General features: G+C 57.6%; 13 protein-coding genes. 10 read left to right on the forward strand and 3 right to left on the reverse strand.

Annotated features, from left to right (window positions below; genetic code table 11):
• Window positions 1-18: 18 nt before the first annotated feature.
• The 8 genes from AC53L6_RS05005 (at window position 19) to AC53L6_RS05040 (ending at window position 17,815) form a co-directional block, all read left to right on the forward strand.
• Entirely contained in the window at window positions 19-609 is a 591-nt protein-coding gene (locus AC53L6_RS05005) for a hypothetical protein (RefSeq protein ID WP_496907032.1), read from the forward strand.
• Window positions 495-1,730, forward strand: a complete 1,236-nt coding sequence (locus tag AC53L6_RS05010) for a hypothetical protein (protein ID WP_496907033.1) — start codon at window positions 495-497, stop codon at window positions 1,728-1,730. Before AC53L6_RS05005 ends, AC53L6_RS05010 begins: the two co-directional genes overlap by 115 nt.
• 87 nt (window positions 1,731-1,817) lie before the next feature.
• Entirely contained in the window at window positions 1,818-3,860 is a 2,043-nt protein-coding gene (locus AC53L6_RS05015; protein ID WP_496907034.1) for a hypothetical protein, read from the forward strand.
• Window positions 3,861-4,100: 240 nt separating this feature from the next.
• Window positions 4,101-10,544 carry a type I polyketide synthase gene (locus AC53L6_RS05020; RefSeq protein ID WP_496907035.1) on the forward strand — a complete coding sequence of 2,148 codons (6,444 nt, stop codon included), beginning with the start codon at window positions 4,101-4,103 and terminating at the stop codon, window positions 10,542-10,544.
• Window positions 10,541-11,548: a glycosyltransferase family 2 protein gene (locus tag AC53L6_RS05025; RefSeq protein ID WP_496907036.1), complete on the forward strand. Its 1,008-nt coding sequence runs from the start codon at window positions 10,541-10,543 to the stop codon at window positions 11,546-11,548. Before AC53L6_RS05020 ends, AC53L6_RS05025 begins: the two co-directional genes overlap by 4 nt.
• 14 nt (window positions 11,549-11,562) lie before the next feature.
• Window positions 11,563-16,224 (forward strand): MupA/Atu3671 family FMN-dependent luciferase-like monooxygenase, encoded by a 4,662-nt coding sequence (locus tag AC53L6_RS05030; protein WP_496907037.1) that lies wholly within the window; start codon window positions 11,563-11,565, stop codon window positions 16,222-16,224.
• Window positions 16,221-16,862 (forward strand): 4'-phosphopantetheinyl transferase family protein, encoded by a 642-nt coding sequence (locus AC53L6_RS05035; RefSeq protein WP_496907038.1) that lies wholly within the window; start codon window positions 16,221-16,223, stop codon window positions 16,860-16,862. The genes AC53L6_RS05030 and AC53L6_RS05035 overlap by 4 nt, the downstream gene beginning before the upstream one ends.
• A 26-nt stretch (window positions 16,863-16,888) precedes the next feature.
• Window positions 16,889-17,815, forward strand: a complete 927-nt coding sequence (locus AC53L6_RS05040; RefSeq protein ID WP_496907039.1) for a hypothetical protein — start codon at window positions 16,889-16,891, stop codon at window positions 17,813-17,815.
• Window position 17,816: 1 nt separating this feature from the next.
• Here the strand turns inward: AC53L6_RS05040 and AC53L6_RS05045 are convergent, their stop codons facing one another.
• Both AC53L6_RS05045 and AC53L6_RS05050 read right to left on the reverse strand, forming a co-directional pair.
• The gene (locus AC53L6_RS05045) at window positions 17,817-20,261 is read right to left on the reverse strand and encodes a tetratricopeptide repeat protein (protein ID WP_496907040.1); all 2,445 of its coding nucleotides are present in this window, start codon (window positions 20,259-20,261) and stop codon (window positions 17,817-17,819) included.
• 140 nt (window positions 20,262-20,401) lie between these two features.
• On the reverse strand, window positions 20,402-21,187 hold the full coding sequence (locus AC53L6_RS05050) for a sugar transferase (protein WP_496907041.1): 786 nt from the start codon (window positions 21,185-21,187) through the stop codon (window positions 20,402-20,404).
• A 380-nt stretch (window positions 21,188-21,567) separates the two neighbouring features.
• Between AC53L6_RS05050 and AC53L6_RS05055 the strand changes: the two genes are divergently transcribed.
• Together AC53L6_RS05055 and AC53L6_RS05060 are read left to right on the forward strand one after the other, a co-directional pair.
• Window positions 21,568-22,641 carry a glycosyltransferase family 2 protein gene (locus tag AC53L6_RS05055; RefSeq protein WP_496907042.1) on the forward strand — a complete coding sequence of 358 codons (1,074 nt, stop codon included), beginning with the start codon at window positions 21,568-21,570 and terminating at the stop codon, window positions 22,639-22,641.
• Window positions 22,638-23,729: a hypothetical protein gene (locus AC53L6_RS05060; RefSeq protein ID WP_496907043.1), complete on the forward strand. Its 1,092-nt coding sequence runs from the start codon at window positions 22,638-22,640 to the stop codon at window positions 23,727-23,729. The genes AC53L6_RS05055 and AC53L6_RS05060 overlap by 4 nt, the downstream gene beginning before the upstream one ends.
• On the opposite strand, the gene AC53L6_RS05065 is transcribed toward AC53L6_RS05060, so the two are convergent.
• Window positions 23,726-25,078: an oligosaccharide flippase family protein gene (locus AC53L6_RS05065; protein WP_299204283.1), complete on the reverse strand. Its 1,353-nt coding sequence runs from the start codon at window positions 25,076-25,078 to the stop codon at window positions 23,726-23,728. The two genes, AC53L6_RS05060 and AC53L6_RS05065, sit on opposite strands and share 4 nt — an antisense overlap.
• Window positions 25,079-25,090: the final 12 nt, after the last annotated feature.

Here is a 25,090-nt window from a genome sequence, read left to right on the forward strand (position 1 = left end):
GTTGAAGGCAGTGTTCGGATGAGTGCCGGGGCAAATACATCCGGTCTGCGTGCCACCGCCAATGGCCAGATGGTACAGGATTTGGCCATCAGGTCCGAGATCGACAACATGGTTCCATTGCCGGTCAACATGGATCGGATGACCATACAGGTGGATGCGCCCGCGCAATACGCTGGTCAGTACACAACTCAATCCAACGTGTTGGATACCCGCCCCACGCGTCTTATGCGTCCGCAAATTGCCTATGACGAGGAAGCGGGTGCGCTTTATATGGTGGCACCTGGGCTTTGGGCTCACGATGATAGAATTGCTCCTCCCAACCTCACCTACCGGTGGCGACGAGACGGGAAGGGCATCAGCGGTGCTGTGGATACAACCTACGTCTTGCAGCCCGAGGATTATGGCCGCCCCATTCAATTGCGTGAGCGTGGCACAGACGCCAACGGTCGTCGCGCCCACCTGTCACTGGCCCCCCACCGTCCCCGTTCGAGGTTGTGCTTGAAGCCGATGGCACGTTGCGTATTGACGGCAATGACGGTCGTGCCTTTGAGGTGGAGCAGGCGAGCGACTATGCAGGGCGCTACAGCGTTTCTCCGGCAGCACTTGTAGCAGGCCCGGTTGTGTTGGTGCCGCCGCAGCTTGCGGTGCCTGCGACTGCGGCGCCAGGCGAAGCATTGGCCATCACGCCTGCACTGTTTGCTTACGACCCGGAGCTGGGAGAGCCGGTGATCCGATACTCGGCTGGAGTGGATGCAAGTGACCCGGCCAACCCGGTCTATGTTGTGCAAACTGGGGATCAGGGCGAAGCTGTCACGATCACTGCGACGGCGGTTCAAGGGACCTTTGCCGCGGACAGTGTGTCGAATGGTGTGAGCATTCCCGCTGCGCCGCCCCCGCCGGATCGGTTCGAGGTTGTGCTTGAAGCCGATGGTACGTTGCGCATTGACGGCAATGACGGTCGTGCCTTTGAGGTGGAGCAGGCGAGCGATGCCTATGTGGGGAGCTACAGGGTGTTGCCCAGTGAGCTTGAGGCTGGCCCCGTTGCGCTGGTGCCACCGCAGCTAGTGGTGCCTGACAGTGCTTTGCCGGGTGATGCCTTGGCCATCACGCCAGCGTTGTTTGCCTATGACCCAGACCTGGGAGAACCGGTGATCCGGTATTCAGCCGGGGTGGATGCAAGCGACCCAATCAGCCCATTCTACGTCATACAAGCTGGCGATCAGGGCGCAGCCGTCGTGATCACCGCGACGGCGGTTCAAGGTGCCCTTGCTACGAACAGTGTTTCGAACAGTGTGAACATCCCTGCCGCACCACCCGCTCCGGATTTGTTCGAAATTGTGCTTGAAGCCGACGGCACGTTGCGCATCGACGGCAATGACGGTCGCACCTTTCAAGTAGAGCAAGCCAGCGAAGCTTACGCCGGGACCTACAGGGTCTCTCCGGCGGAGCTAGAGGCAGGCCCTGTCGCGCTTGTACCGCCGCAGCTGGAGGTTCCCGCTGCTGCTGTGCCGGGTGATGTTTTAAACATCACGCCAGCATTGTTTGCCTACGACCCTGACCTGGGAGTGCCGGTGATCCGGTATTCAGCCGGGGTGGATGCAAGTGACCCAGACGCCCCCGTCTATGTCATCCAGTCGGGTGAGCAGGGCACAAACTTCAGCGTTGCCGTAACGGCTTCGCAGGGGGGGCTCGATACCGCAAGTCGCTCAAACGAGATCACGGTGCCCTAAGCGGGACCGAACCCTTTAGCTTTCTTGCACAATCCAAAAACAGATAGGAGTATTCCAATGCCATCCGTATGCTTTAAAGGATTTCCGATGGGCAGTGTCGTGTCCATTGATGGCGTGATGACAACATCATGGGGCCGAATGTCAGAAGGTGATTCAGTTTGGGACTTGGAGCCAACGCCGGGCGTTTCCGTGGAGATCAACGCTCGCCGCAGTAACCTGCAGGCAGCGCCCGAGGCTTTCCAGTTCGATCTGACGCTTTCCGGTTTCGACACAAATACGCTGAGCGATGATGCGGCCTATGATCCAAGTTATCATGACAAGTGTGTGTTTTGGGATTATGGCGACAGTTATCAATTCACGGCGCCCGAGCAGGTACAGCGCGGCAATCTTGACAGCCGTTGGAGTCGTGGGCCGCTGGGCGCGCACACATATCGCGATTCGGGTGAGTTCGTTGTACGAGTTGCTGTTATTGAACCGTCGTCGGGTAATGTAGGTTTTGGCATTTTTCGGATTGGCGGGGCGTCGTCCGACACACCGCGCATTCGATCTGCGTCCGAGGTGTTTGAGGGCGCAGCCACGATGTTCGTCGACACCAATGGTGCGGCCGGTGGTTATCCCAATGCGCCCGCAGGAGCGGTGCGTTACGATAATGTCCAAGCGGCGATTGAGCAGATGCCCGGCGGCGCAGGCCCACGCCGTGTGATTTTGGAGCGTGGGCAGAACCACGTCATTACCGCGGCCCGCAACTTGGCGCTTTATAGCACCCCAAATGGCCCAACCAGCTTCCGCATTGAGGCCAACGCCGGTTCTGGAGCCAAGCCGATCCTATCGCTGGACAGCGGCCGCTTTGGAAACGGTTCCTTGTTGTTCAACGATGCTTTGCGTGCTGGAACGGCGCGCAATGCGGAAGCTGACATTGTTTTTTCCGGTCTCGATTGCCGCGGATTGTGGGACAGCACCAGAGAGTCGGGCGCAGCGGTGACGTTTGCGTTGGCCGCAGGGGCGGGTTCCAGCTACACACTTTATGATGGTTGTGAGTTCTCGGGCTGGGCGATTGCCTATCAATCGGCCAACAGTGATCGCGAAACGATGTACACGATCAACGACACTGCGATTTCCGATTGGCAGGAATACGCGGTTTTTGACAGTTCCACACAAGTCTCAAGCGCCTATACCGGCGCGCGGCTGATGCAGCATGTCGATGCTTTGGGCGGTGGACCAAGGGTCTCGCCCCCGCGGCACAATACTCAAGGTCCTGTTCGTTTCGGCGGTCCGAAGCGTGCTCATATTTGGGCAAGTGACGTGTTCTCGCGCAATGGCTGGTTCAGCCAAGGCTCTGTTTACGGTGTACAGCCGTGCATTCGGTTTGCAGACAGTGCATCGCGCGCCGGTGCACGACTTAACCTCGGGGCCAGCGTGTTGGAAAGTGCTGGACCGGTTGTGACCATGGCCAATGGCGATGGAAACAATCCGGATACTCATGTGAACGCCATGATCGACGGAAACATTCTGCTGGGCGGTTTCATGTCCACAGATTTGGCTGTCGTTTCATATGGTGGCAGTACCTGGCGCAACAACTTCCTGATCCAACCGGATGTGCAGCGTAACAACAGATCCATCGGTGGTTTCGGGATCAATGCCAACGTTATGTTTGTATTCCGTGATTCCGGAGCAGGGATTGCCGCAGGCAACCTGACAACGCCCAGCCTCGTCTACAACAATACGATGGTGAATTTACTGTCTGGTGGCAATCTGTTTGGAGGCACCGGGGAAACCCGAGCGCTGATCAACGAGAACGGTTTCACGATCACCTACGAAAACAATCTCTTGCACGAGCCGAACAGGAATGTGCCGCGGACCCTTTATGGTGCGGTCAATGTTTCGCCTCCAGATGGCACAATGACACCCGTCTTTGCATTCACACCCCGTTACAATGGATATCGCGACTTCGACAGCGTTACGACTTTGGACACGACATTTGCAACGCCAGCAGATAGTGGGCGCATCTGGGTTCCACAGGTCGGATCTCCAGCGCTTGGAGCGGCCATGGCTGAACCTAACTCAATGATTTCTTTTGCTGGGACACGCCGTCCCGAACTGCCATCGATTGGTGCGGCGGAAATCGAATAGGGCAGAACATTCCTGCCTAGGTAGAAAACTCAGAGGGCTCGCAAGAAACGGCGGGCCCTTCGGCTTTCAGAAACACTCAGATTAGACATTTTTCCAACATCTGCCACACTCGTGCCGCATATCCAGTATTATTGGCTGGCTTCACCGCTTACCCTACTGGTATACCGATATTTATTTACGGCCCAGGGCGTTCTATGCTGGGCAAGGCATTTTGAATTTTTGTTAGGCAGGTGGATTTCAATGAGCCGTGCTGCACCGGATATCTCTGAAACGGATATTGCCATCGTGGGGCTTGCCGCGCATTTGCCGGGAGCAGACGGGGCAGAAGCCTATTGGGAAAACCTGCGCCAGGGCATTGAGTCGATCCGTCGCTATACGCGAGACGAGCTCGTGGATGCAGGCGAGGCGCCGCATCTGATCGAACGGCCCGACTACGTGCCCGCTGCAGCTCCTCTCGACAACTTCGAAACCTTTGACGCGGATTTCTTTGGTTTGTCCCCCAAGGAAGCGGCGATCATGGATCCCCAGCATCGCCAATTTCTCGAGGTTGCATGGGAGGCACTTGAGAATGCGGGACACCCGCCGTCTAAGTCCAAGGGGTCCATCGGAGTATACGCTGGCTGCGGCATGGGCAGCTATTTCTATTTCAACATCTGTTCCAACCGCGATCTGGTGGACGACGTGGGCATGTTCCTTTTGCGTCATACCGGCAATGACAAGGATTTTCTGGCCACTCGCGTCAGCCACATCTTCGACATGACCGGTCCCAGCGTGAATGTGCAGACTGCCTGTTCGACATCTTTGGTGGCGACGCATTACGCAACGCAGGCGTTGCTGAACGATGATTGCGACATGGCCATCGCGGGTGGTGTCACGATCGAACTGCCGCAGCATCGCGGTTACCTTTATAAGGAAGGCGAAGTCCTATCCCCCGACGGTCATTGCCACGCCTTTGATCATCGCGCACAAGGTACGGTTTTTGGGTCAGGCGCTGGGGCAGTGGTGTTGCGGCGACTGAGCGATGCGATACGAGACGGTGATCACATTTACGCGGTGATCAAAGGGTCGGCCATTAACAATGATGGCGCCGCCAAGGCCGGTTACTTGGCCCCTTCGGTGGATGGTCAGGCCGAAGCCATCGCCGAGGCGCACCTGATGTCTGGTGTGACCGCGGACACGATTGACTATGTGGAATGCCATGGAACCGGCACTTATCTGGGCGATCCAATCGAAGTAGCCGCCCTGTCGCAAGCCTTCGAAGAGACAACGGACGAAAAAGGCTTTTGTCGCATCGGGTCGGTCAAGACGAATATTGGTCACCTCGATACTGCAGCTGGTGTGGCTAGCCTGATCAAGGCGTCGCTGTCGCTGCATCACAAACAGATTCCGCCGTCGCTCGGATATGAAAAGCCGAACCCTGCTATTGATTTTGAACACTCCCCCTTCCGGGTCAATGACACGTTAAGCGATTGGGTCAGTCACAAGGGCCCGCGTCGAGCCGGGGTCAACTCTCTGGGCGTCGGTGGCACCAATGCGCATGTCGTGCTTGAGGAAGCGCCCAAGCGTGCGGCGTCTGAACCGTCGGACTGGCCGTTCCAGATGCTGCTTTTGTCGGCGCGGTCGAAGGCTGCGCTCGATGGCAATGCGGCCAACCTTGCCGCACATTTACGTACCCATCCGGAACAGGATCTCGCTGATGTGGCCTGGGCCCTGAAAGAGGGACGCCACGCCTTCGAACGCCGCCGCGTTGTGGTGGCCGAGACGCATGAAGAGGCAGCGGAAGCGCTGTTGGATGGAGACCCGCGCAGAGTCTTTACACATACTGCGCTGGATCGACCAGATACCGTGTTCATGTTCCCCGGCGGCGGCGCGCAATATGCTGGCATGGCGCGTGATCTTTATGAGACTGAGCCAGTCTTTGCGGAATGGATGGACAAGGGGCTCGAAATCCTCGCGCCGAAGCTGGACTATGACATTCGGGCGCTCTGGCTACCGGAGAAGGGACAGGAAGCTGATGCGGACGCAAGGCTGACGCAACCCTCGGTCCAGTTGCCGCTGATCATGATCTGCGAATATGCGCTGGCCCAACTTTGGATGAGTTGGGGAGTTCAGCCAGCGGCCCTGGTCGGGCACTCCATGGGCGAAAACACTGCTGCCTGCGTGGCAGGTGTCATGCGTTTTGAGGATTGCATCGGTCTCGTGCACTTGCGTGGACGTTTATTCGATACTGTGCCCGCCGGTGGCATGTTGTCGGTAGCGTTACCTGCTGATGCGCTACGTCCGCTCTTGGGAGACGATCTGGATCTTGGCGCTGTGAATGCGCCGAACCTGTCGGTGGCTACCGGACCCCAAGCAGCGCTGGACGTGTTGCAAGAGGCGTTGACTGCGCGCGACGTGGATTGTCAGCGAATCCCGATCGACATCGCTGCGCATTCGCGCATGCTCGAGCCCATTTTGAAGGAGTTTGGCGATTATCTGCGGTCCATTCCACTGAGTGTGCCGCAGATTCCCTTTACCTCGAACCGCTCGGGCCAGATGATCACTGATGCAGAAGCAACCGATCCCGAATACTGGGTGGGGCATCTGCGCGGGACTGTGCACTTTGCCGATTGCGTAGGCACTTTAGCCGAAAAGAACCGCATCTTTATTGAGGTGGGTCCGGGCAAAGCGCTGTCGTCGCTGGCTGGACAACACCCGAGTGTCGACGTCAATCAGGTGATTGGTTCGTTGCGCCACTCTGCCGACACCACATCCGATGACGCCTACTTCATGGCGATGCTGGGCCGGGTCTGGGCGCTTGGCGGCGACATCGACTGGGCGCAGGTTTGGGGAGAGGCCCGGCGTGTCAAACTGCCCTTGCCAACCTACGCTTTCCAGCGCGCGCCCTATTACATCGAACCCGCGCTGCCACAGACCGAAACCGCCAATACCTGGTTGATGCGCAACGACGATCCGGACAGCTGGGGGTGGAAACCGTCGTGGCGTCCCAACTACGCCCCTTGCGATGTGGACGTGACGGGCGACTTGTGCGACGTTCCGCCGCAGCGATGGCTGGTGTTTGCGGATGAGGCCGGGTTGTGCGACCGGGTCACGGATCGGTTGCGGACGGCGGGCCACGAGATAGTGACGGTGCGCGCAGGCGACACTTTCGCGCGGGTGGGTGAAGACGGATACATCCTGTCGCCGGAACGCGGGCGCGACAGCTATGACGCTTTGGTCCGGGATCTTGTTGCTCGGACGTTCCTGCCTGATCGGGTGCTGCATGGTTGGCTGGCAACCACCCGAGAGACCTTTCGACCGGGGTCGAGTTTTTTCCATCGTAATCTGGAGCAAGGCTTCTTCAGTCTGCTGTTTCTTGCGCAGGCTATGGGCGACGAGGGGTGGAGCCAGCCCCTACATATGGATGTGTTGAGCTCAGGTGCTGTGCAAGTGGCGAGTGAAGCGCTGAGCTATCCTGAAAAGGCAACGCTCAGCGGCCCGGCACGGGTCATGCCACGCGAATTCCCGCAAATCTCAGTGGCCTCGCTGGATCTGGACTTGCCGCAGGTCAGGGGACGTGCGCAAGCGGACATTGAGGCCTTTGTTCAACCTGTTCTCGAAGAAATCCTGTCACCGGCTGACAATCGCATGGCTGCGGTGCGCAGTGCCAAACGCTACTCCATGTCTTGGCGGCCACAAGCTCTGGCTACACGCGACGCGGGTTTGGATCGACTGACCAAAGGTGGCGTGGTTCTGGTAACTGGCGGTTTTGGCGGGATCGGTCTTACGCTGGCGCGGGAGCTGATCGAAACCGTGGGCGCACGCATCGTTCTGGTGTCTCGAGGCGGCCTGCCGCCGCGCGAGGACTGGGAAAAGGTGCTGGCCAACACTGCGCCGGGTGATGCATTGCCCCGCCGCATCCGTGCCGTTCAGGATCTTGAGGCGACCGGTGGCGACGTTCTGTGTCTTGCCTCCGATGTCTCCAATGTCGAGGACATGACCGCGTTACGCGCCGACGTCGAAGCGAAGATGGGTCCGGTCTCTGGCATCATCCATGCTGCAGGTGTGATTGAGGATGGGTTGATCCAGACCAAGACCATGACCGAGGTCGAAGATGTCTTTGCACCCAAGTTGCACGGCACACGGGTGATCGAAGAGGTTTTCCCCGACGGTGATGTCGACTGGATGGTCCTGTTTTCCTCAAGCTCCACCGCGACAGCACCGGCTGGTCAGGTCGATTACGTCGCTGCCAACGAATATCTTAACGCTTATGCCAAGGCCCGTGCGGGTGGCAAAACGCGGGTTCAAGCTATCGGTTGGGGTATCTGGGCCGACACCGGCATGGCTGCTGATGCGATGGCGGCCCGCACCGGTGCAGGGGCCGAGGCACCCGTGCTGCCTGCGGACGTGCCACTTCTGGATCAAAAGACGTTTGATCGCGCCGGGCACCGCATTTTCACTGCAGAATACAGCGTACAAGATCGCTGGGTACTGGACGATCACCGGACTGGGGCAGGGGATGCATTGATGCCCGGCACCGGCTATCTTGATCTCGCGGCACAGGCCCTGCGTGCACAGGGCGAAACCGCTGAATTCGAAATTCGAGACCTTTATTTCCTGCGACCGCTAGCTGTTGGTGATGCGGAGAGCCGCCCAGTCACGCTGCGCCTGCCGCGCAGCGATACCGGCTACGACATAACGGTGGAAAGCGGTCCCGAAGGCGCTTTGGAAATGAACGCGCAGGCGCATTTGTCCCTGTTGCCGATGCGGGCTCCGGCTCCGCTTGATGTTGCTGCCGTTGCCGCCCGCTGTGCGACGCCGGTGCGTGCGCCCGAAGGCGGCGCGCTCAAAGGTGCCCAAGAGGCGCATCTGCAATTCGGCGATCGCTGGCGCGTATTGCAATCCACGGCCTTGGGAGCTGGAGAAGGGCTCGCAGAACTGTCATTGCCAACAGTCGCACAAGACGATCCTGCAGCTGGTTACCGTTTACATCCGGGCCTAATGGATCTGGCAACGGGTTGGGCCATGGATCTGATCGAAGGATACGATCCGATGGCCTACCTTTGGGTCCCCGTCTCCTATCGCTCGGTCAAGGTGTTCCGAGACTTGCCTGACCGTATCCTGTCCTGGGTGCGCAACGCAGGTGACAACAAGGCCACGGGTGAGATTGCCAACTTTGATGTGACTCTGGTCACGCCCGAAGGTGAGGTCTGTGTAGAGATCCAGGGCTTTTCCATCCGGCGGATGGAGACAAGTGTGGGTTTCGCCGCCACCGAGGATACACCTGCAACAACGGCTGGAGCGGAGGTGGTTCAACCGCTCTCACCCGCCGAGGAACGTCTGCGCCACAACCTCGGACAGGGGATCCGCGCGGAGGAGGGGGCAATGTTGTTCCTTCGGGCTTTGGCCCTCAAAACGCCGCAAGTTGTCCTGTCATCGCTCGACATACAGGGCTTGATCGAACAAGCGGGTCAAGCTGACGACAGCAGCGCGGGCGGCGGACAAACCTTTGAACGACCGCAACTCGACAGCGAATACGTTGAACCAGAGGGGGCCATCGAAACCACTCTTGCCGGTTTCTGGGCCGAACTCTTAGGGGTTGATCAGATCGGGGCTGAGGACAGTTTCTTTGATCTTGGCGGCCACTCGCTGATTGCTGTCAGGCTGTTCGCCAAGATCCGCAAGACGTATTCCGTGGACTTTCCAATATCGGTCCTGTTCGAAGCACCGACTATCCGAAAGGTCGCGGCCCTAATCGCCGAGCGTGGGGGCGTCTCAGAAGACACCGCGTACAGTGACGACAAGGCGACAGATGCCGAGGCACGGCCCGAGCGCCGCTTTACTCACCTCGTGCCGATGCATGCAGGCGAAGGGGGACCACGCACGCCGTTTTTCCTCGTTGCTGGCATGTTCGGCAATGTTCTTAACCTGCGTCACCTGGCGCACTTGCTAGGCTCGGACAGACCATTTTATGGCCTGCAGGCGCGTGGACTTTACGGCGACGAGGAACCCCACCGCACAATCGAAGCGGCAGCGGCAGACTACATTGCTGAGATGCGGCAAGTTCAGGAAAAGGGCCCTTACATGTTGGGCGGTTTCTCTGGTGGCGGCATTACTGCCTTCGAAATCGCGCGCCAATTGGAGGCGCAGGGCGAAGAGATCATTTCGGTGATCCTGCTCGATACACCGCTGCCTGTACGTCCGCCCTTGTCGCGGCGCGATAGGTTCATGCTGAACTGGTTGAACCTCAAGGATGAAGGCGTGTCCTATGTCTCGACATGGGCCAAGAACCGTATTGCTTGGGAGTTGCAAAAGCGCCGTGGCCAAGGGGAAGAAGCGACCGAAGAGGGTCAGCAGTTCCATGATGCGGCCATCGAAGCGGCGTTCCTGGAAAGTGTAGGCAAGTATCAAGTGACCTCGTGGGATGGTCCGCTAACGCTGTTCCGTCCTCCCCTCATGGCGCGTTGGGAGGTGGCACCGGGGCGGCTGGTGGACAAGGACCGGCACTATATGTTCCCCGACAACGACTGGACGCGTTATGTGCCAGGCCTGACGGTTCACGAGGTGCCCGGGGATCATGATTCCATGGTTCTGGAGCCAAATGTGCGTGTTCTCGCGGCGCGTATGAAAAAGGTCCTGGAGGCGGCTGAGACCGCGTGGGCCACTGCGCCGACGCCGCCGAATTTTCGGGAGGCAGCGGAATGAATGCGTCCGGGCCTACGGTTCTAACCGTTCTTTTGAACTACAAGACCCCCGACATGACGATAAAGGCGGCAACCTCCGCTCTTGCCGCCATGGACGGTATGGCGGGTGGCCTGGTGATCGTCGACAACGACAGTCAGGACGGTTCGTTCGAAAAACTATCGGCGCATATCGCCAGCCAAGGCTGGGATGTCGAGGGCCGGGTCCGCGTACTTCAGTCGGGCCGTAACGGTGGTTTTGGCGCAGGCAACAACGTGGGTATCCGCGCGCGGCTCGCGGATGGGTCCGCGCCTAACTACGTCTATATTCTCAATTCTGATGCCTTTCCGGCCGCCGATGCTATTCGTATCCTCCTGAACCATTTGGAGGCCACGCCTAAAGCCGGTTTTGCAGGCAGCTATATTCACGGACCAGAGGGTGATACGCATCTAACCAGCTTCCGCTTTCCATCCATCGCCAGCGAATTCGAGGGGTCGATCCGTTTCGGCCCTGTGTCGCGACTCTTGAAGAACCATAAAGTACCCGTCGAAACTCCGACCAAGACACAAACCGTTGATTGGTTGGCTGGTGCGTCGATGATGATGCGGCAATCGGTGCTGGATCAGATCGGGCTTTTTGACGAAACCTTCTTTCTCTATTTCGAAGAAACGGACCTGTGTATGAGGGCGGCGCGTGCAGGACACGCCACCGACTACGTGCCAGCAAGCAAGGTTGCGCATATTGGATCAGCGTCCACCGGTATGAAGACATGGCGGCGTGTGCCGAACTACTGGTTCGACAGTAGATGGTACTACTTTTCGAAAAACCATGGGCGGGCCTATGCCGTCTCGGCGACGTTTTTGCACGTGTTGGGTGGCGCACTGCATACGCTGCGCTGTGCTGTGACGGGCAAGGCGCGTTCTACGGCACCTGGGTTCCTGACCACGATGCTGCGTCATGATCTACGCGCGCTTTTTGCCGACCCAACACCGGCACACATTTCTACCAAGTCACAGTCTCAAGCATAGGGTTTGGTCCAATAATGTCCCAGTTTTCAGCAGTCCTGATTGGTCACGAAAGCCTTGCCATTCAATGCGGCGAGCTTTTGCGTGCAGATGGACACTCTATTGTAGCGGTTGTCACACGTAATGCTGATGTGAAGGTTTGGGCTGCCGATGCAAATGTGCCGGTACTGGCGCCCGGTGCCGACTTGGCAACACGGCTTGAGGGGCAGACCTTTGATTGGCTGTTATCCATTGCCAATCTCGACATCATTCCGGATGCGGTCTTGTCCTTACCAAAGCGCGGTGCCGTGAACTTCCACGACGGTCCCTTGCCGAAGTACGCAGGCCTGAACGCACCGGTTTGGGCAGCACTGGCCGGAGAAACGAGCCATGGCATTTCCTGGCATCTGATCGAAGGTGGCGTGGATGAGGGTGACGTGCTGGCCAGTGCGTCGATCACGATCACGCCCGAAGATACAGCGCTGACGCTGAACACCAAATGCTACGGCGCAGCGATCGAAAGCTTTCCGTCGTTGATGGCTGAGCTGTCGAAACCCGAACCAGTTCGGCAGCCACAAGATCTGAGCCAGCGCAGTTATTTCGCGCGGGACGCACGCCCAATACCGACCTTGGATTTCACCCAACCTGCCGAGAATCTGGTGCGTTTTATTCGCGCGTTGGATCACGGCGACTATTGGAACCCGCTGACGTTGCCCTGTTTCGACGCGGGCGGACAGCGCCTGCTGGCCCGTACTGCGGTCGTTTCAGACGACCCGTCAGGTGCCGCGTCAGGAACGATCATTACTGCGGATGCCGACCAGCTTGTCGTCGCAACTGGACAGGGTGATCTGGTGTTGACCCGGGTCACCGATGTGCAAGGCAAGGTTGTTGCGCCAAGCGCGGTGACAAGCGCCGGTGCCCTGCTGCACAGCCCAACAGATGCGGAAAAGAGCGGTCTTGAGAAAGACTTGGCCGCATTGGCCAAGGCCGATCCAGCGTGGCGCAAGACGCTTGAGGATATCGCCTCTCTGGACCTTCCATTGATTGCCAAAGCCACTGGACCTGCGCAGGTGGTGACCCGACCGGTTGTGGTGCCAACCGGGATGACGCCGAAAGAGGTGCGCGCCGCCTTTGCCATCATGATGACTCGGATGACCGAAAATGCCTGCGTGGATTTGGCAGTGGCTATTTCGGGTCCTTCTCATGCGGCAGGATGGGTGCCAGTGCGGGTCACATTCGACGACAGCATTGGCCGGACGACAGACAAGTTGGCCACGGATATCGAAGCGGCAAACGCGCGCGGTCCCTTTGCCGCTGACCTCGTTGCGCGCCTTCCGGGCAGTGACCCGGCCTTGCCCGCATTGGCCCTGTCTGATGACGTTGAGGCCGGACTTGTTGGTCCTGCGGCACTGACACTTGCAACCACATCTGAAGGGGCCACTCTTCTGGCTGACGGAAATCGAGTTCAGGCCGCTGCAGTTGATCTGTATGCCGCGCGTCTGACCCATGTGTTGGAAAACCTGAGCGGCAGCGACAATGCCCGCACTCTATCGATCCTGCCGCCTGCCGAACGCGAGCTGACGGTTGAGACGTGGAACGTAACGGCCACGGATTTTGACCGTACCCAATGCGTACACCAGATTTTCGAGGCACAAGTTGTCCTTACGCCCGCCGCCGAGGCACTCGCTTTTGAGGGCCACAGCCTCACCTATGAGGCGCTCAACACAGCAGCCAACCAGCTGGCGCACAAGCTGATCGCCATGGGCGTCCAGCCCGGAGTGATCGTGGGGTTGCACCTGCCACGATCAGCCGAATTGGTGATCGCGGCCCTCTCGATCATGAAGGCGGGAGGGGCGTATCTGCCCATGGATCCGGCCTTTCCTGCCGATCGCACTGCGCTTTATATCGAAGACAGTCAGGCCGGCGTGGTGATCACCAATGCCGAATTGGCGGCGGCGCTTCCAGACAGTGCCACTCAAGTCCTCGACATTGCCACGGAAGTCGCAGATCAACCCGTCGCGAACCCTTCAAGCGGTGTCGCAAGTACCGACCTTGCCTACATGATCTACACTTCCGGTTCGACCGGTCGGCCCAAGGGCGTGATGGTCGAACATCGCAACGTGGCCAACTTCTTTGTTGGTATGGATGACCGGATCGACCACGCCACTGGGGGCGTGTGGCTGGCGGTTACGTCGTTGTCCTTTGACATCTCGGTGCTTGAGCTGTTCTGGACGCTTGGGCGCGGTTTCAAACTTGTGCTGTCGGGTGATGAAAGCCGCGCGCTCGTGGCCGGGGACGAAGCTGGCCCGGGTGGCGTGCCCGGCGGTATGGAATTCAGTCTGTATTATTGGGGCAACGACGACGGAAAGGGGCGCGACAAGTATCGATCGCTTCTGGAAGGCGCGAAGTTTGCTGATGAAAACGGTTTTGTAGCGGTCTGGACACCCGAGCGGCATTTCCATGCTTTTGGTGGGCCCTATCCCAACCCGTCGGTGACCGGCGCCGCAGTGGCCGGCATGACGCGCAATATCGGTGTGCGGGCGGGGTCTTGTGTCGCACCGTTGCATCATACCGCCCGGATTGCCGAGGAATGGGCGGTGATAGACAACCTCACCAACGGGCGTGCCGGACTGGCCATTGCCAGCGGCTGGCAACCGGATGACTTCGTGCTGCGTCCGGAAAATACGCCCCCTGAAAACAAGCCTGCCATGTTCCGCCAGATCGAAGACTTGCGCAAACTCTGGGCCGGCACGCCTGTGTCCTTCCCGCGCAAAGACGGCCAGATGCACGAAGTTGTCACCCAGCCGCGCCCAATCTCGGACACGCCGGACCTGTGGGTCACGACTGCTGGCAATCCCGAGACATGGAAAGAAGCCGGGCGCAATGGCTGCCATGTGTTAACCCACCTCTTGGGGCAATCGGTGGACGAGGTTGGCGACAAGATCAAACTCTACCACGCGGCCTTGCGCGAGGCGGGTTATGATCCCGCGCAGTTCAAGGTGACGCTGATGCTACACAGCTTCCTTGCCGCCACCCGGGATCAAGCCCGCGAGATCGCGCGCGAACCGATGAAGGACTACCTGCGTTCGGCGGCAGGGTTGATCAAGCAATATGCCTGGGCCTTTCCAGCGTTTAAGAAACCCGAAGGGGTCGACAGTGCATTCCAATTGGACCTCGGCTCGCTGACCGACGAAGAGTTGGAAGGTATTCTCGATTTCGCTTTTGAACGGTATTTCAACGACAGCGGTCTGTTCGGCACTGTCGAAGATGCGCTTGCCCGGGTCGAACAGGTCAAAGGCATCGGTGTCACCGAAGTTGCCTGTCTGATTGACTACGGGATCGAAGTGGATACGCTTTTGGACGGGCTGATACCGCTGGCGGAGGTGGTGCGCCGTGCAAATGCAGATACAGCGCCAGCTGCTGACGATTTCTCGATCGCCGCGCAGATTGCGCGCCACCAGGTCACTCATCTGCAATGTACGCCTTCGATGGCGCGGATGTTGGTGATGAATGACGCGGCAAGTGCCGCGCTGCGCCTGGTCAAACACCTGATGCTCGGCGGCGAAGCCTTGCCCGGCGCGTTGGTGCGCGATCTGAATGCGCTTACCGGAGCGCACATTGAAAACATGTACGGGCCTACCGAAACCACGATCTGGTCGACCACGGGCCACGCATCCGCGGATGCAGGAGTAGTGGGCATCGGCACACCGATTGCCAACACGCAGGTCTATGTCCTTGATGACGCGATGGAACCACAGCCTATTGGCGTTGCCGGTGAGCTTTACATTGGTGGCGATGGCGTGACACGCGGCTACTGGCAACGCCCCGAACTCACGGCGGAACGCTTTGTCTCCGATCCGTTCCAAACCGATCCGGAAGCCCGGCTTTACCGTACCGGTGATCTCGCCCGTTGGCTGCCAGATGGAGAGCTAGATTTCCTGGGACGGGCCGATTTTCAGGTCAAACTACGCGGATACCGGATTGAGCTGGGTGAAATCGAGTCCGCTATCGACACATTGGATGGCGTGCGTCAGTCCGTTGCGCTGGTGCGCGAGGATATCCCCGGTGCGCAGCAGCTGGTGGCGTATCTGTTGGCTGATGGGTCGGTGAGCGAGCCGGGGCTTAAGTCGGCGCTGGCCGAAGTGCTGCCCGCCCACATGATCCCCAACCGTTTTGTTGCATTGGATGCTTTCCCGCTTACACCCAACAAGAAGGTTGATCGAAAGGCGTTGCCTGCGCCGGGTGCACCAGCGCGCCCCAAACCTGCTTCCGTTCCGTCCACTCAAACCAGCCCGCAAGCTGATGCACCTGCTGCGGCCACCGGTTTCGATGGGGATGTCACAATGGCGATCTCTGGAATCTGGGGTGCAATCCTTGGGATCGGCGACATCACCGCGCGCGACAATTTCTTCGATCTTGGTGGTCACTCGATTCTGGCCGTACAAGCGCATCGGGAAATCAAGGCGCAGCTGGGCGTAGCGAAACTGTCCATCACGGACATCTTCCGTTTCCCGGTTCTCGGAGACCTTGCTCAAGCGGTCGAAACCAAGCTGGGTGCCACGCCAACTGCCCAGGCCTCGACCCCCGCCGAAGTCAGCGCACCTGTCGCGGCCCCTGAAATACAAGCCGCGCCATCAGGAGGTTCAGATGCGATGGCCCAACGTCGGGCGATGCGCGCCCGGCGCCGTCAGGGCAGATGACCGCCCTTGATGCACTGTGCCAGCAACTGCAGGGGTATGTAGGCCCGAGCGTCGGCATAGGTGTGGCGGACCCGAAGGGGTTGGCCAACGGTCTTGATCCTGTTGAAGCCGTCGCGACTACACGCATGATCGACAAACGCCTGCGCGAGTTTGCTGCAGGGCGTGCGGCCGCGCGGCGCGCAATGCAAGCCATCGACTGGCCGCCCATGCCGGTACCTATGAGACCGGACAGGTCGCCTTGTTGGCCAGCAGGAGTTGAAGGTTCCATCAGTCATTGCAACAGTGCTGCGATAGCCACGGTCGCAAGGAGTGGAACCATACGCGCGCTGGGCGTGGATATGGAAGAAGCCGAGCCGCTTGATACAGACCTGTGGGATACAGTCCTGACCCCGGACGAACGGGACCGGACCGACAACGGGCTCACTGCCAAGCGCATCTTTTGCGCCAAGGAAGCGGTCTATAAGGCTCAGTTTCCGATAACCGGGCAACTACTAGGCTTTGAGGACGTTGTTGTTACCCTGAAAGGCACTCAATTCACGGCGCGCATCAAGAGTGGAGGCGACGACTGGTCCGGGATCATTGTTGGTTCCAAGATCCTACCCAAAGAGTTGATCATTAGTATTGTGACTTTGCACTAAGGATTTTTCTTATGCTCAGAAGGATATTGCGCAAATCAACGGCTTCCCTGTTCCTGTTGCTGTCCGCCTGCGGGCTGGCCAGTCGCTGTGGCGCCCCTGATCCAGTGGATGAGGCGACGTTCAACGCGCTCTATACCAGTCCGAACGATATTCCTGATGCGCCGCTCAAGGTCTATCATTTGGGCCATAGTCTGGTTGGCCCTTACATGCCTGTGATGCTGCAGCAACTGGCCGGCACGGGCCATGACTTTAACAGTCAATTGGGATGGGGGTCTCCGCTGCAGCAGCACTGGGAGCCGGACGTTCCGATCAATGGCTTTGAAGAATCCAACGGCCCGCCCGCCTACCGCGACGCGAAAGAGGCGATGGCATCAGGAGAGTATGATGCAGTTGTTCTCACCGAGGCGGTCGAAATTCGCGATACAATCAAGTACCATGACCCGCATGACTACCTGCGTAAGTGGGCGGTCGCGGCCTGGGACGGTAACCCGGATACCCGCGTGTATCTCTATGAAACCTGGCACACCCTTGATGACGCCGAAGGCTGGCTGGAGCGGCTTGACCTCGACCTTGAGCGCTATTGGGTAGGCAAAATCCTACGACCTGCCTTGGCCTACGAGGAGGTTAATAACCCCATTTACATCATCCCAGCGGGGCAAGTGATGGCGTCCTTTGTACGCAAGGTCGAAGCCGCGGGTGGTATCGGGGCCATCCGGGACCGCACTGATCTCTTTGATGACGACATTCATTTCAGTCACTTCGGTGGGTATCTGGTGGCGCTGACCCACTATGCGGTGCTTTACGGGCGGTCGCCCGTGGGTTTGCCACACAATATGCGATTGCCCGACGGCAGCACTGCGGATGACCCGGGGCCAGAGGCTGCGAGGGTCATGCAGGAAACGGTTTGGGAGGTTGTGACGTCCTACCCGCCCAGTGGTGTAAGGCAGAACTAAGTTAGTCGCTCAGCGCTGGCAGTTGTTCAAGGCGCGCTGCTTCGTCCCTGGCTATTTTGAACTGCGGGCGTGGATCATTGTCATCGGCAAGCTCAAGCATTTGTTGATATTGCGCGATGGCGTCGGCCCGTCGATCCAACGCGCCGTAGACTTGCCCCAAGTGAAACTGCACGATTGGGTCTGATGGCAGAGCGGACGCCGCCAACTCCAAATAGGGTAGGGATTCTTCTAGGTTTCCTCGTCTGAAGGCAACCCAACCGTAGGTGTCTTGCATTGCTGGCACGTTCGTGTCGCGGAAACGCCGCGCCACGATCCACGCACGTTCAAAGCTGTCTTCATCGGTCTTGTGGGTTGCCAGGAGGCTTGCCAGATTGTTGGCCGCGATCAGATCGCCAGAGTTCCGCTCATAGATCCGTTCGTAATTTGTAATAGCACTGTCAATATCACCGGAAGCCTCAAACTCTGCCGCTTGAAACCAGAGAAGATCCCGATTGTCCGGATCAATCGCGAGCCCGTCCCGCAAGGTTTGGCTGGCTTCCGCATCTTTTTGTTGAAGGCGCTGGAAACGATAAAGCTGGCTCCAGACCCGCATGCGGTTGGGATCTTCTTGTACGAGCGTGCCGAGCAGTGTTTCGGCAACATCCAGATTTCCGTTGGCTGCATGGGACGTTGCCAAGATGAACTGGAGGGACGGATTCTCGGGGTGTTTGGCGACCAGCTCCTTGGCTTGTTCCAACGCCTTTTCTGTCTGGTCCGAACTAAGCCGTGCTCGCAACAGAGTCATTTGAGTATTGAGAGCTGAATCCTCCCGGGTTGCCAACTCCTCCAAAAATCCAAGTGCTTGTTCCAGTCCTTCTCGGCTGCCCAAAAGCCGCGCCTGAAGCGCGTTGGCAACAACCAAAGTGCGTTCAGTTCCAATGCTACGCAGTCGTTTGATCACTTGATCTGCGCGAGAGTAATCCTCGGACGCCAAATAGACTTCGCCCAAGAGGACCAGAAGATCTGCATTTGACCGATCGCGACGAAGAGCGGCGATCAACACTTCTTCCGCGGCCAGATAGCGCTCATCTGCAGCAAGCACGCGCGCATAGCGCAAGGTTGGCGCCGCGGCATTGTTGGAGGCATCCACCGCCAGAGCCAGAAAATCCCATGACAAATCACGATTACCTGCGCGGGCATAGGCCTCCGACATCAAGGTAAGTGCGGCCACGTCGTTCGGAGCTTTGTCCAGGGCCAGACGAAGGTCGGCGATCGCGGCATCGGTTGCATCGTTACCGATCAGCCAGGTTGCGCGCATCTTGAGCCCTTCAACATGGCGGCTATCGGATTCCAACACTTCATCGACCAAGCGTTTCGCATCCACCACATTGCCCGTTTGGATCATCATTTGCGCCAGGGTGATCTTGATGTCGTTCGGTTGCGCGGATGGCGTGGCCTGATCAAGTAGAGCTTGCAGGTCGGCGATTGCCTTATCGTGCGCGCCCGCTTCAAAATCGAGCATTGCCAGTAGCATCTTTAATTTGTCGGGCTGGGGCGAAACTTCCAGCGCCGCGATCAGTTCCGCGTGCGCCGTTTCGGGGTCGCGCATGTCGCGCAAGAACCGCACAAGGCCAATAAACAGAGCTGGATCCTCTGCAGCAGGATCCGCAATTTCGCGAAAGAATGCCTCCGCCTTGTTGACCTGATTGCGCCTCACGTAGAAGCGGATCAGGTCTTGCTTGGGTCCATCATCATCGGCAAAGAGGGCTACCATGTTCCGCAGCTGGTCTTCTACCGCCGCATAGTCCTGTAGTTCGTTCAGCAGTCCAAGGCGTTGGGTGTAAAGTGTCCGGTTGTCCGGCTTACTCGCGATCATGCGATCCAACTGACCCAAGGCCCGATCCAGCTTCCTGTCGCGCATGTAGGCGTCAAAAAGGACCTGCTGTAGCACGTCGCTGTCAGGATTGTCTGCGGCAAGGCGTTCTGCTTTGTCTCGCAATGCATCCCGGGCCGGCCCATCGCGTGCCTCTAACGCCTCTTGGTAACGTAGGGCGAGGTCAATGATCTGGCTACGTGGAGCATCGGGGGCAAGGGCCACTGCTTGTGCAGCATGGCGCACGAATTCTTGCCAGTTGCGCGCCTCAAAAGCAATTTCGGCCAGAATGGTTCGCCCCTCGACATGGTCGGGCACCTGTTCGACCAGTCGCAGATAGTGGCCATAAGCAGCGCTCTTGTCGTTTTTGTCGAGCATGAGCTGCGCCATGGTTTCGCGCGCTTCAACATGGTTGGCCATCAGTTCGAACACGTTGCGCAGTTCGATAGCGGCCCGATCCAAGTCGCCTTGGTCGATCAATTCAAGCGCAGAGGCCAGATACTTTTCTGCGCGCTCCTCAGCAGTGTCGCAGGCCGCGAGAGACAGGCACAGGCTTATGGCCAGAACAAAGTTGCGCGCGAGCAGAGGCCACATGGTGAAATCCCGAAACAACAGAAAAAAACTGGCCCGTCAGGCGGGCCATACTTGAACCAAGTATCGTTCTAATCGTTCGATCTGCCGTAGGCAATTCACACCTACGGCAGCACTTCGACGCAAATCATAGTCTGATCAGATCAATGGCCTGTTGCTTTGAGCACTACCGACACTGTCTTGGCCAGAACGTTCATATCGGTGCCGAATGACACTGCTCGTGCATACTTGTCATCGTACAGGGCACGGTCTGCAAAGTCACAGTCGTTGCGGTCCGAAATCTGCCAGAAACCAGTAATGCCAGGCCGTAGCCAGTAGTAGGCAACACCAGGATACTGTGCCTTTTGGCATACCATCATTGGGCGGGGTCCAATGAGCGACATTGACCCCACGAAAACGTTCAATAGCTGCGGCAGCTCATCAAGAGATGTCTTGCGCAGGATGCGCCCCACCTTGGTAATCCGGGGGTCTTCCTTCAGCTTTTGCGTGCTTTCCCATTCTGCGCGAGCATCAGGGTTGGCAGCAAGATAGCTTTCCAGGCGCGCATCGGCGTCGATGGTCATGGTGCGGATCTTCCAGATGCGAAAGGTACGCCCATTCCGCCCGATACGCAGCTGTGAGTAGAAAGGTTTGCCACCGTCCATAGCCACCAAAGCAGCCATAACCAAAATGATTGGGACAACGATAGGAGCTGTAAGGACAACAAGGAAAAGGTCCAGGGAGCGCTTCGCATAGGAGTGGTAGAAACCACCGAGGCGAGACTTGTAGCGCCCCCTGAAGAAAACAGAGATTTCGTTCTGAAAATCGTGTGATTGAATGGTCATAAACAAGAGCCTTCCGGCTTGGTTAAAAACAGTCAGCCCAGTAAAAAAAGTCAGGCCTTTTTGAAAATTCGATGTTGTTTGTGACGGGAGCAGATGTGCCGGCACGAAACGTGTTTACCATTTGTTAACCTGCCGCCAAAGTGAAATTAGCGTGAATCCGCCCAATAACGTGGTAAACGCTGAAAAGGTTTGTTGCTCGATCAGAAACCCTCAACTGATGATAGAATGGCTTCATCTTTTCCGAGTGAATTTCATAAAAATTTCAGAAATTTCCAATGTGGCAAGAGAATCAGTAGCGAATCAGTCCGCAAAGCGAAACAGGAAAATCCGATGTAAGCAGCCGTACCGAAGCGTGTCTGAGATGTTCGGATATGCACCACTCAGTGAAATTTTGGCGATCAAACCAACATGCCGGTTGTGACGGCGCTATCTTGCTTATAGGCCTACGGGCATATTTCGAACATGTATCAAGGTGGATACGCATCTTGCCTTTTGTAAGCCGTGTAATTGACAAGCTGCGCTACGTTTATGCGCAACAAGCGAAAAAAGCACGGATCAAGCGAGCCTCCAAACTCCTTTCGGGTCCGCCATCGATCGTGTTGGGCGAGGCTGACGTGGCGATGGTCTGCTTGATCAGGAACGGTATGTATTATCTGGACACGCTGTTGTCCCACCATCGAAAGATAGGGGTTAAAAAGTTCCTGTTCATTGACAACGGTTCCGATGACGGCACCCGGGAACGTTTGGCACAGGAACCTGGTGTTACCGTGATTTCAAACTTGCTACCGGTCGCGACATATGAATGTGACATGCGCGCCGAGATTGCACGAGAGGTCATCAGTGGCGGCTGGTTTCTTTTTCTGGACAGCGACGAACTGTTGGACCTTTCGCACGGAGAGGGACGCGACATCACTGAGTATACGGCTTACTGCAATGCGCACGACACGACATGTGTTATCGCACAGCGGTTGGACATGTATGCACCGGACCCTTTGGCTGAAACCGAGTCCTGGAATTATGAGGACTCTGTACGTCGCTTTGATCAGTTCAGCGAGTACGGGATTACCGAGTTTGAATACCACGACCGTGAAAACGTCGATGTCTGGTGGTTCCTAAGTTCGAATGATGTGACCAACCCAGCCATCAAGCTCAAGTTTGGCGGCATTCGGGGTGAGATATTTGGTGAAGACTGTGGCCTGACCATTCATCCATTGGTCAAGAACCTGCCAGGGATTGATCTGCGTCCGCATCCACACTTTGCCAGTCGTGTAACCTGCGCGGACTTTGCCGTTCTTGTACGCCACTACAAGTTTGCTGGACCTTTCCTAAGTCGAGAACGGCAGCAGGTTGCGCTTGGTACGTGGCAACATGGTGAAGGCGAAAAGCGCTTGAAAGTCATTCAGGATTCCGACTTTTCCATCCGGAGCGTGGAAGATCAGCACTATTCTGGTACGACAGACTTGGTCGCGAGCGGGTTTCTTGCCTGCTCGGAACGTTTCTTGTCACAGTTTCCGGCACCGGAGCCCGAGGCGCGACACACAGGTCAGGAACATAATTGAAAGTTCTGCTTTTTCTGATTTACGGCGATCAACGCGTCTATCATCTGGAATTGACGTACAGCATTCTTTCAGCCTGGCAGTACCTCAAGGACGACCCTGCAGACATCCGCATTGTATTGGCGGCAGATGAGGCGAACCAAAGGCCGGACCTACCCGTCGATTCCTTACTCTTGTCGCCTCAGATGATGGCGGACTGGAGTATGCAAGGCACCTATCACCATGCGATCAAGCTTCATGTGATGCACCATGCGTTGCAAAAGTATGCCGCCCCGATCGCAATGATCGATAGCGATACCGTGTTCATGTCGCATCCCAAGCATCTGTTTGAACGCTTTGGACACGACCGGGCCCTGATGCATGCTTGCGAAGGGCCACTTGAAAACAGTGCCGAGTGGTCAGAATGGGACGCCCTGATCCAAAACTGTGGGGGCCGCGTAGCCGGACGACCCATATCGTCGCAAACGATAATGCATAACGCTGGGGTTTACGGGCTGATGCCGGAACATGCCTCATTGATGCAAACGGCGGCCGCGCTTCTTGAAGACCTGCGCAAACACGGATCGGTCTTTACAGCGGAACAATTGGCGGGTTCCATTGCCCTCAATGACGTGTTGGAGATTGCTGAATGCAGGGATTTGCTTGAGCATTATTGGCACGGTCCGCGCGCTTACTTTCACTACCAGATGGGTCAGATGTTTCCCGGTGTCAGGGAAGGTGGCGGTGTTGCTGATATGAACATGCGGCTCCCAACCTTGCAGCGGCACATCCCGAGTAGGCCTGCACATCAAGTTGTCGCGCGCCTGAAGCGATTGCAGCGCCGCGCACCGTCAGAGTACGAGTTCGCCTATCGTGCCTATCTTGGCGCGCGTTCGACCCGCCTGTCGGATCCGGAATTAGCGAATGTCTGGGCTTTGACCGCTTTGAACATGCTGACATGGGGCATGCCGGACGGGAAACTGTTGCTACATACCATCCAAACGGACTTTGCTTTGTTCGCCCCGGCCCGACTACACGAACAGAACTGGATGAATGTGCCCTTGCAGAAACGGTGGGCGGCCTTTTGGGTGGAAGCCGAAAAAGGCCTTTAGAAAGCCCAGAGCACCTCGAGCCCGTCGCGATGGAACCACAGCATGAAGCTGGTTAGCCCAGCAGCGACCAACGCAAAAAACAGATCGTGCCATGGGTCCCAAGCGCCGTGTTTGTAGGCAAGGCGCACCACCAGCGGATGCACAAGGATTTGGGACATCCACAAACCAATCAATGCACCTGGCAGTCCATAGTACTCCATCCCCAGGATGAACAACGCGACTTGGGTCGACGCCTTCGCCAACAGCAGAAAAAAGACACCGCGGGAGTCTCCGCGCCCGAGAGCCGCGAAATCGTAAGTCATCCCGATAAGGTAGGGGACGCCCATACAGGCAATGGCGACGACGACGCCGCCTGCCGCCAAGAACCGGTCATCATATAGGAAATCCACTACCCAGATGCCTAGGAATGCGGCTGTGAACTGCATCGAAAACACCGCTGCGGTCATCATGAAACGCATTTTGCGTACCTTGTTGAAGTTCTCGCGGGTTTCATGGGGTGGGCACTCACGATGGAGCGGGATCATCACTCGACTCATCACCATTGCCGCAAGCGCTTGGGGGAAGCTGGCGAGGAAGTATCCGATGTTATAGATACCGAGGCTTTCCAAGGTCATGTATTTGCCGAGGATTGCCTTGTCTCCTTGCGTTAACAAGAAGCCGCAGAGCGTGCTTAGGAAAATCCACTTCCCGAAATGTATCAGGTCCCAAGCGGCTTCGGAATCCCAGCGCAACCGATTTGGTGCACCCGGTAGAAAGAGATGCATAATGCAAAGGCGAATGATCGCACCCGTGACACTGCCGATCACCAACGCCCAGATCGAACGCAGCGTCCACGCCAACAGTAGCATCACCAAGAGACTGAAAAACTGCGAGATGATGTCGAGAATCGTCATACGCCCGACCATCAGGTGGCGACTGGCGCTGTCGATCCGTGTCGGATTGAACCCAGCGATCAACAGGCTCAACCCGGCCACAGGCAGCATCATTGATAATCGGTCGTCTTCGTAGAACCATGCAGCCAACGGCCCCAATCCACAGCACACCAGCCACAGGATCCCCCCCCGGATCGCCTGAACCGTCCATGCGGTGTTCAGGAAATCTGGGTCGTCACCTTTGGGACTTTGTTGAATGGATGGTGCGATTCCAATGTCTGACAACATTGTCAGACCCACCAGGAAAACGGTGATGATCGCCATGAGCCCAAAGGCTTCGGGAAATAGGAGTCTTGTCAGAACGAGGTTTGACGCCAAGCGCAGAATTTGCGCGGAGCTGAAACCGATGAACGTCCAGCCAGTGCTGCGCAACAGCCGAGCGCGCAACCCGTCGCCTCCTAACACACGTTGAAACATTGCCCGCTGCCC

The sequence above is a fragment of the Tateyamaria sp. LSS28 genome (genome assembly GCF_059611725.1).